This is a genomic window from Planktotalea sp., from assembly GCF_039984035.1.
Lineage (GTDB): Bacteria > Pseudomonadota > Alphaproteobacteria > Rhodobacterales > Rhodobacteraceae > Planktotalea.
In genome coordinates this window covers 1-7,288 of the sequence record NZ_JBDWVM010000161.1, presented here as the reverse complement: position 1 = coordinate 7,288, position 7,288 = coordinate 1, and the positions used below count along the sequence as shown (strand labels likewise).

Genomic DNA, 7,288 nt, shown 5'->3' with positions numbered 1-7,288 from the left:
GCATATCCTTCCCTTCTTCCCATACACCTCAGACGATGGTTTTGCGGTGTCCGACTTTCGCGCGGTGAACCCGCAGCTCGGCGATTGGCCCGATATCAATCGCATCGCCCAAGACTTCACGCTCATGTCCGACCTCGTGTTGAACCATGTGTCGAGTCAGGGAAACTGGTTCAACGCCTACCGTCAGGGCCAAGCCCCCTACGACAAGTTCTTCTTCGAAGCCTCGCCCGAGGATGACCTGCGCGACGTCGTGCGCCCCCGTACGACACCGCTGCTGCAAGAGGTGGAAACTAGCAACGGGCTGCGCCATGTCTGGTGTACCTTCAGCCACGACCAAATCGATCTCGATTTCCGCAACCCTGAAGTCTTGCTCGAATTCCTGCGGATCATTCGCCTGCATGTGGACAACGGTGTCCAAATCATCCGCCTCGATGCGGTGGCCTTCCTGTGGAAAGAGATCGGCTCCCCCTCAATCCACCTGCCGCAAACCCATGCGGTGATCAAACTGATGCGTTTGCTTTGCGATTTCGCCAGCGAAAAGATCATTTTGTTGACCGAAACCAACGTGCCCAAGGCCGAAAACCTCAGCTATTTTGGTGACGGCGACGAAGCGCATGCAATCTATAATTTCCCACTGCCGCCCCTCATTCTACACGCCATGATGTCGGGCAACGCCGAATATCTGCGCCGCTGGCAGCGCGCAATGCCGCCCGCACCCATGGGCTGTGCGTATCTGAACTTCACCGCAAGTCATGACGGTATCGGGATGCGCCCCGCCGAAGGATTGCTGCCCGAGGACGAAAAACAGCAGGTGATCGACACCGTCAAAGACATCGGCGGATTGGTCTCTATGCGCACGCTCCCGGGCGGCGGCGAAAGCCCCTATGAGCTGAACACCACCTTCTATGATGCGATGTCGCGCACCTTTGCAGGGGCGGACGATCACCATCATGACCGTTTCATCTGCTCTCAAACGATTGTTATGTCGCTAGAGGGCATCCCAGCCTTCTACATCCACGCCATGCTCGCGACGCCCAACGATTATGAAAGCGTAGAACACCGTGGCATGAACCGTGCGATCAACCGTCACCGCTGGGATTACCCGAACCTGCGCGAACGTTTGGCTGATCCAACCACACCGCAAGCGCGCGTGTTGGCTGACCTCTCTAACCGTTTGCAAATTCGCCAGAAACAGGCCGCTTTCCACCCCAACGCGACGCAATTCACCGTCAACATGGGCGATGACCGCGTGTTCGGCATCTGGCGTCAAAGCCTCGATCGCGGCCAATCAATCTTTGCATTGCACAATGTCAGCGACGCTGCCGTGACGATATCCGCAGCCGCGCTCAACCTGATCGAAGACCAGCATTGGATCGACCTGCTCAGCAACACCAGCATCGACACGACGGCATCAGAGATTACCGTCGAACCTTATCAATGCATGTGGATCACCAACCGCAGTTAAACATATTCCGCGTCATCCGCTGCCGCCGCTGCCCGCAATTCCGCAAGGAAACCGGGATCCGCGGAATGCACACGGTTCCACGTGGGAATGAAGGGCGTTTCATTCGGGTTGTCCAAGAAGAATTGACCAGCCCGCATGATGTTCTCGGCAAACAGCTCAATCGCACGCTCTTCTTTGTGACGATCAATCGATAGCCCATTCATCTTGGCATCGTTGTAATAGGCTTCAAGCAGGTCCAAGGCGCTGCGATAATAGGTGGCCTTTAACGTGCGGAATACATTGGGCGTAAAGACGGTGCCATCCGCCGCCAGCTTGCGGAAAATCGCTTTGCAAATGTCCGTCGACATGCGGCTCAGCCCCGCATTGGCATCTTCTTCGCTCAGGTCCTGATGCTTATGATCATATTGATCGGCAATCTCGACTTGGCACACAGCGCGCGGCGCGAGATTGCGCCAAGCCTCAGACAGGATACCAATCTCAAGCCCCCAGTCTGAGGGAACCCTCAAGTCTGGCAACATCGAGCTGCGCATGGCAAATTCACCCGACAGCGGGTAGCGAAAACTGCGCAGATAATCGAGGTAGTCGCGATCTCCGATAACCTTCTTCATGGCGATCAATAGCGGGCTAACCAACAAACGGGACACGCGCCCGTTCAACCGATCCTGACCAACCCGCGCATAATAGCCCTTAGCCAGCTGATAGGGAAAGCTCGGGTTCGCAACAGGATAGATCAGGCGCGCCAAAAGTTCGTTCGTGTAGGTCAGAATATCGCAATCGTGGATCGCCATCACGGCGCTGTCTTCACAGGCAATCAGATATCCAATGGCGGACCAAACATTCTTGCCTTTCCCCGGCTCAGAAGGGGCGAGCCCCATCTCAACAAGCTTGGCCCCAAGCGCGAGCATCCGAGGGCTGTCGTTCCAAATCACGATGTGATTTTGGTTCAATCCTTTGAAGAACTCCTTGGCGTGGCGATACTGCGCCTCATCCGCACGATCCAAACCAATGATGATGCGGTGAAGGTAGGGCACCTTCGACAGCTCCGCCAAAATCTTGGGCATCGCAGGCGTTTCCAGCTCGGAATACAAACATGGCAACACCAGTGACATGTTGCGGTTCGCAGCAAAGGTTTCGAGCTCATAAGTCAGCTCATCCAGCGATCTCGTCCGCAAGTTATGTAGTGTGGTGATGTTTCCGTTTTGATGGAAATCAGCCATGTAATGGTGTCCTTTTTACAAATTTAGACGCGTCAAATGCGCGAGGATCGCCGCGTTCCAGCCTTCGGGTCCGGTTTGCGCGCTGCGCATAATTTTGCCGGACGCCTCCCCCTTCAATGCAGGTAAGGGCGCGCGATGGGGATTGGCAATGATGACGCCAAAATCAACCGCTTGGAGCATTTCGACATCATTGGGCGCATCGCCCAGCGCGATCGTATGGCGCGGGGCAAGCTCGTTGGTGATCTGTGCGATTTGATCCGCTTTTGTCCCGCCAAACGACAGCGTCAAAAACCGCCCCCCTTCGCGCGCTGATATCCCTTGGGCGCTCAATGCCGCAAGAAACGCCGCTTTATCCCTCTGTGTACCAGACCAAATCCCCGGTTCTGAAAACGCCCGCTCTTTGGCAAGCCCAGCCGCAGTGCGCGAAAGACCCGTAATCTCAGCGACCTCTTCGACGTCCATATCGCCAAACCCGCAAAACTGCTCGCGAAGGCTTGCCGAAATTTTAAGCAATTCGGCGCGCAATCGGGCATAGATGGAACCATCTTTCACCCCCGCCTCATGGGGTTCCAACAGACCTGCGCCATTTTCGACAATGGCAGGCCACTGCTGCAAACCCAACTCATCGCGCAATACGCTGATCTCAGGTGCCGTCTTGCTGCTCGCCATCACCACCCCTGCACCGATAGTTTTAAGGCGTTCCAGCGCAGGAAATGCAGCGTCGCATCGGTAATCCTCGTGAGAGAGCAAAGTTCCGTCGAGGTCCGTAAATACAAGCAGAGGCATTTGAAATGTCATAACAATAAGCTTGCGAACATTTACCCAGAAGCGCAACCAGTCCCCCAAAAACAGTGTTTAGGCGCCACATGGGCAAGGACCAAAAAATCGCGCCCGCCCGCGACGGAAACTTGGGCCACCCGCGTATAATTCCCAACGAACAGGAGAAACCCCATGCCCCCCTTCGCCCGATTTGCCGTTGCAGTTGCGACAACCGTGACCCTCGCCACTGCACTCTATGCCGCTACGAACAGCATGAAGCTCAGCACCTCCGCATCCGAGATCTGCATCGTCTCCAATTCCATTCCCAATCACAGCACCGGCCAGTTCCCCAACAAAGGCAACCCAAACACAATACGCGAACAGACCATCTCTGCGTGCCTACCCCTTGAGCCCACCAAATCCGACACCCCCCAACCCGGGCGCACCGTTGGTATCTTGGAAAACGGCGTCGTCATTCGCCCCGGCACTGCAGACTACTATGACGCCAGCAGCCCCCGTGGCCATTCCCGCGACGCCAGCTCCGGTTGGAACCTCGATGGCATGGGCGCCCGTGAAATGCTCGGCCTAGATGATAACAACGCGCATGTGGATCACACAGGGATTTATCACTACCACGGCGTCCCCGAACCCGTCGTGCAAACCAGCGAAGACACCCGCATCGGATGGGCCGCCGATGGCTTTGAAATCCACTACGTCGGCGACGACGCGCGCCCGTCCTATATGCTCAAGGGCGGCACACGCCCCACCGAACCGGGCGGCGCATATGATGGGACCTATAACGAAGATTTCGAATTCATCGCAGGCGCAGGCAATCTGGATCAATGCAATGGCGCTACGATGGACGGCACATATGTCTACTTTGCCACTGATGCCTACCCCTACTTCCCGCGCTGCCTCTGGGGCACAAAGATTGCAAACTTTCGGTAGGCGCTGCGCCTGACATGTGCCACTAAAGCGGGATGACGACGAAGAATACGACCCGCCGCTTAGAACGCCGCCTTGGCGATGCAATGCGCCGCCACCTGCCGCGGCCCATCACCGAACTTGTGATGTTCACACTCAAACAAGCATGGGCCTGCCTCTTCGGCGCGCTCATGCTACTCGGCTTGATCGTGTCTGACATGATCTGGCAAGACAGCTGGGCCCTCGCGCGCTATGACGCCTTGGTGATCTACGCCATCGCGCTTCAAGCAGCTTTCCTAATCCTGAAACTCGAAACCCTCGCAGAGGCGCGCGTCATCCTGCTGTTCCACCTCACAGGAACGGCGATGGAAATCTTCAAGGTCAACGCAGGCAGCTGGGCCTATCCAGAACCCGCCATCCTGAAACTCTACGGCGTACCGCTCTTTTCGGGCTTCATGTACGCCTCTGTCGGCTCGTTCATGGCGCGGGTCATCCGCATCTTCGACATGCGGTTCGCGCCTTATCCGCCGATCTGGATGACCTTCGCCCTCGGCGCTGCGATCTACATCAACTTCTTCAGCCACCATTACATCTGGGACATGCGCGTCTTCCTCTTTGCCGCCACCCTGCTGCTGTTCCTGCGCACCCGCATCTGGTTCCGCATTGCCGAACGCGACTATTGGATGCCCCTCCCCCTCGCTGCTTTCTTCACCAGCTTCTTCCTCTGGGTTGCGGAAAACGTCGGAACAGGGACAGGCACTTGGATATATGCGGGCACAGATGGCCTCAGCCTCGTCAGCTTTGCCAAACTCGGATCATGGTATCTACTGCTCTATGTCAGCTTCGTCACTGTGACATTGGTCATGCGCGATGCGCTCATCGCAACGCCAATTACAAAAGGCCGCGCCACGCCAACAGAACAATCACAAGCGCAATCACACCCAACAGATTAAAGGCCAGCGAACCCGCAAGCGACAACCACCAATCCTTGCGCCGCTCTTTTGGATCAATCTTGTCCAAATGCATGTGCAAGATCGTCGACGCGCGCGCCACGGCGCCCATATCCACCATACGCGACAGCTTGGGATGGGTCGTTTGCGCCAATGCGGCAATCATCTGATCCCCCGCACGATGCGCATCTTTCGGCAAGCGTCGACCAGCGCGCTTCATCGCTTTGGGCAAACTGCGCGCACGAATACCAAGCTTTGCGCGCAAAGCGGCCAGCGCTTTTTGCTCAATTGCTTCAATGCTCTGATCTTCTGCCATGAATCGCCCCTTACCGCCCGACTTTAGCGCCCCAACTACCCAGCCTCAAGCAAGCACCACTGGAACATGTCCCCTTTTCGCGTTAGGCCTCAACCATGCTCAATACCCTCACCTACGGCACCGACACCGCCCGCCCCCCTGTGATGATCGTGCATGGCCTCTTCGGCTCTGCGCGCAATTGGAATGTGATCGCCAAACGCCTGTCCGAGACGCGCCGCGTCATCGCCCCTGATATGCGCAACCACGGGCAAAGCTTTGCCGCAGACACGCACAGCTATTTCGACATGGCCGACGATCTTGCAACTGTGATCGACGCGCATGGCGGCGCCGTTGATCTGGTGGGCCACTCGATGGGCGGCAAGGCCGCTATGACACTCGCGCTTACACAACCCGAAAAAGTCGCGCGCTTGCTCGTTGCAGATATCGCGCCCGTCACCTATGGCCACTCGCAGCAACACTTCATCGATGCGATGCGCGCCGTTGATCTCACCCGCGTTGAGCGCCGCGCCGACGCTGTCGAACAACTCGCCCAAAACGTCGAAGACAAAGCGCTGCAATCCTTCTTTACCCAATCCCTCGACGTGAAGGAGAAACGCTGGCTCTATAATCTCGATGCTCTGGAACGCGACATGGAAAAAATCCTCAGCTTCCCGGAAATCGACAGCGCCTACGCGGGCCTCACCCTGTTCCTCTCAGGCGCAAACTCGGACTACGTCCTGCCAGAGCACCGCAACAAAATCCGCGCGCTCTTTAGCAATGCCAAATTCGCCAAAATCCAAGACGCAGGTCATTGGCTCCACGCCGAACAACCCCGCGCGTTCGAGGCCTCAATGAAGGCCTTCCTCGACTACAACGCATAAAAAACGCGCGCCTCTCCTCAGAAAGACGCGCGCTCAAATGTTCATGGGTTGGCGTTTAACCCGCAGCCGCAACCGCCCGCTTGGTGATCACATTCACCAAATGCGCGCGATACTCTTTGGTGCCGTGCAGATCGCCAATCATGCCATCCGCATCAACGCTCAAACCGTCCAACGCATCCGCGCTGAAATTCGCGCTCAGCGCCGCTTCTGCGTCACTCCAACGGAACACGCCATCCTCGGACGCGCCTGTCACCGCAACGCGCACACCGTCCGCATATTTGGCAACAAAAACACCGACCAACGCAAAGCGAGACGCAGGCTGCACAAACTTCTCATAATGCGCCGCTTCTGGGATCGGGAAGTCAACGCCTGTGATGATCTCGCCTTCCTCTAGGGCCGTCGTGAACAACCCGTCAAAGAAATCGTCCGCCGCAATCTCGCGCGCATTCGTCTTAATGGTCGCGCCAGACGCCAAGGCCGCCGACGGATAGCACGCCGATGGATCATTGTTGGCCAAAGACCCGCCAATCGTGCCACGCGCGCGCACCGCAGGATCGCCAATATGGCTCGCCAAGGCCGCCAGCGCTGGATAGCTTGACGCGCCCGCCGCAACAGCGCCATGCGTTGTCGCGCCGCCAATGCTCAGCGTACCGCCACTCGCATCAATGCCCTGCATATCCGCAATGCCAGACAGGCTCACCAAAACAGACGGGCTCGCCAAACGCTGCTTCATTGTCGGGATCAACGTCTGACCACCGCCCAGCGCCTGCGCCTCGTCCGCGCCCAAAGCCGCGACT

General features: G+C 57.3%; 8 protein-coding genes. 4 read left to right on the top strand and 4 right to left on the bottom strand.

Annotated elements, in window-relative coordinates; genetic code table 11:
- On the top strand, positions 1-1,465 hold a 1,465-nt coding region (locus ABJQ89_RS07345; protein WP_348495605.1), incomplete at its 5' end, for a sugar phosphorylase.
- On the opposite strand, the gene ABJQ89_RS07340 is transcribed toward ABJQ89_RS07345, so the two are convergent.
- The gene (locus ABJQ89_RS07340) at positions 1,462-2,682 is read right to left on the bottom strand and encodes a glycosyl transferase (RefSeq protein WP_348495604.1); all 1,221 of its coding nucleotides are present in this window, start codon (positions 2,680-2,682) and stop codon (positions 1,462-1,464) included. The two genes, ABJQ89_RS07345 and ABJQ89_RS07340, sit on opposite strands and share 4 nt — an antisense overlap.
- A 15-nt stretch (positions 2,683-2,697) precedes the next feature.
- Positions 2,698-3,468 (bottom strand): HAD-IIB family hydrolase, encoded by a 771-nt coding sequence (locus ABJQ89_RS07335; RefSeq protein WP_348495603.1) that lies wholly within the window; start codon positions 3,466-3,468, stop codon positions 2,698-2,700.
- A 165-nt stretch (positions 3,469-3,633) separates the two neighbouring features.
- Here ABJQ89_RS07335 and ABJQ89_RS07330 point away from each other — a divergent pair, with 165 nt between their 5' ends.
- Together ABJQ89_RS07330 and ABJQ89_RS07325 are read left to right on the top strand one after the other, a co-directional pair.
- Positions 3,634-4,389, top strand: a complete 756-nt coding sequence (locus ABJQ89_RS07330) for a YHYH protein (RefSeq protein WP_348495602.1) — start codon at positions 3,634-3,636, stop codon at positions 4,387-4,389.
- A 32-nt stretch (positions 4,390-4,421) separates the two neighbouring features.
- Positions 4,422-5,318: a DUF817 domain-containing protein gene (locus tag ABJQ89_RS07325; RefSeq protein ID WP_348495601.1), complete on the top strand. Its 897-nt coding sequence runs from the start codon at positions 4,422-4,424 to the stop codon at positions 5,316-5,318.
- Here ABJQ89_RS07325 and ABJQ89_RS07320 read toward each other — a convergent pair.
- Complete coding sequence (locus ABJQ89_RS07320) at positions 5,257-5,631, bottom strand: hypothetical protein (protein WP_348495600.1); 375 nt, start codon at positions 5,629-5,631, stop codon at positions 5,257-5,259. The genes ABJQ89_RS07325 and ABJQ89_RS07320 overlap by 62 nt on opposite strands.
- A gap of 95 nt (positions 5,632-5,726) precedes the next feature.
- Between ABJQ89_RS07320 and ABJQ89_RS07315 the strand changes: the two genes are divergently transcribed.
- Positions 5,727-6,491 (top strand): alpha/beta fold hydrolase, encoded by a 765-nt coding sequence (locus ABJQ89_RS07315; RefSeq protein ID WP_348495599.1) that lies wholly within the window; start codon positions 5,727-5,729, stop codon positions 6,489-6,491.
- Positions 6,492-6,546: 55 nt separating this feature from the next.
- Here the strand turns inward: ABJQ89_RS07315 and ABJQ89_RS07310 are convergent.
- A partial coding sequence (locus ABJQ89_RS07310) for an FAD binding domain-containing protein (protein WP_348495598.1) occupies positions 6,547-7,288 on the bottom strand: 742 nt, incomplete at its 5' end.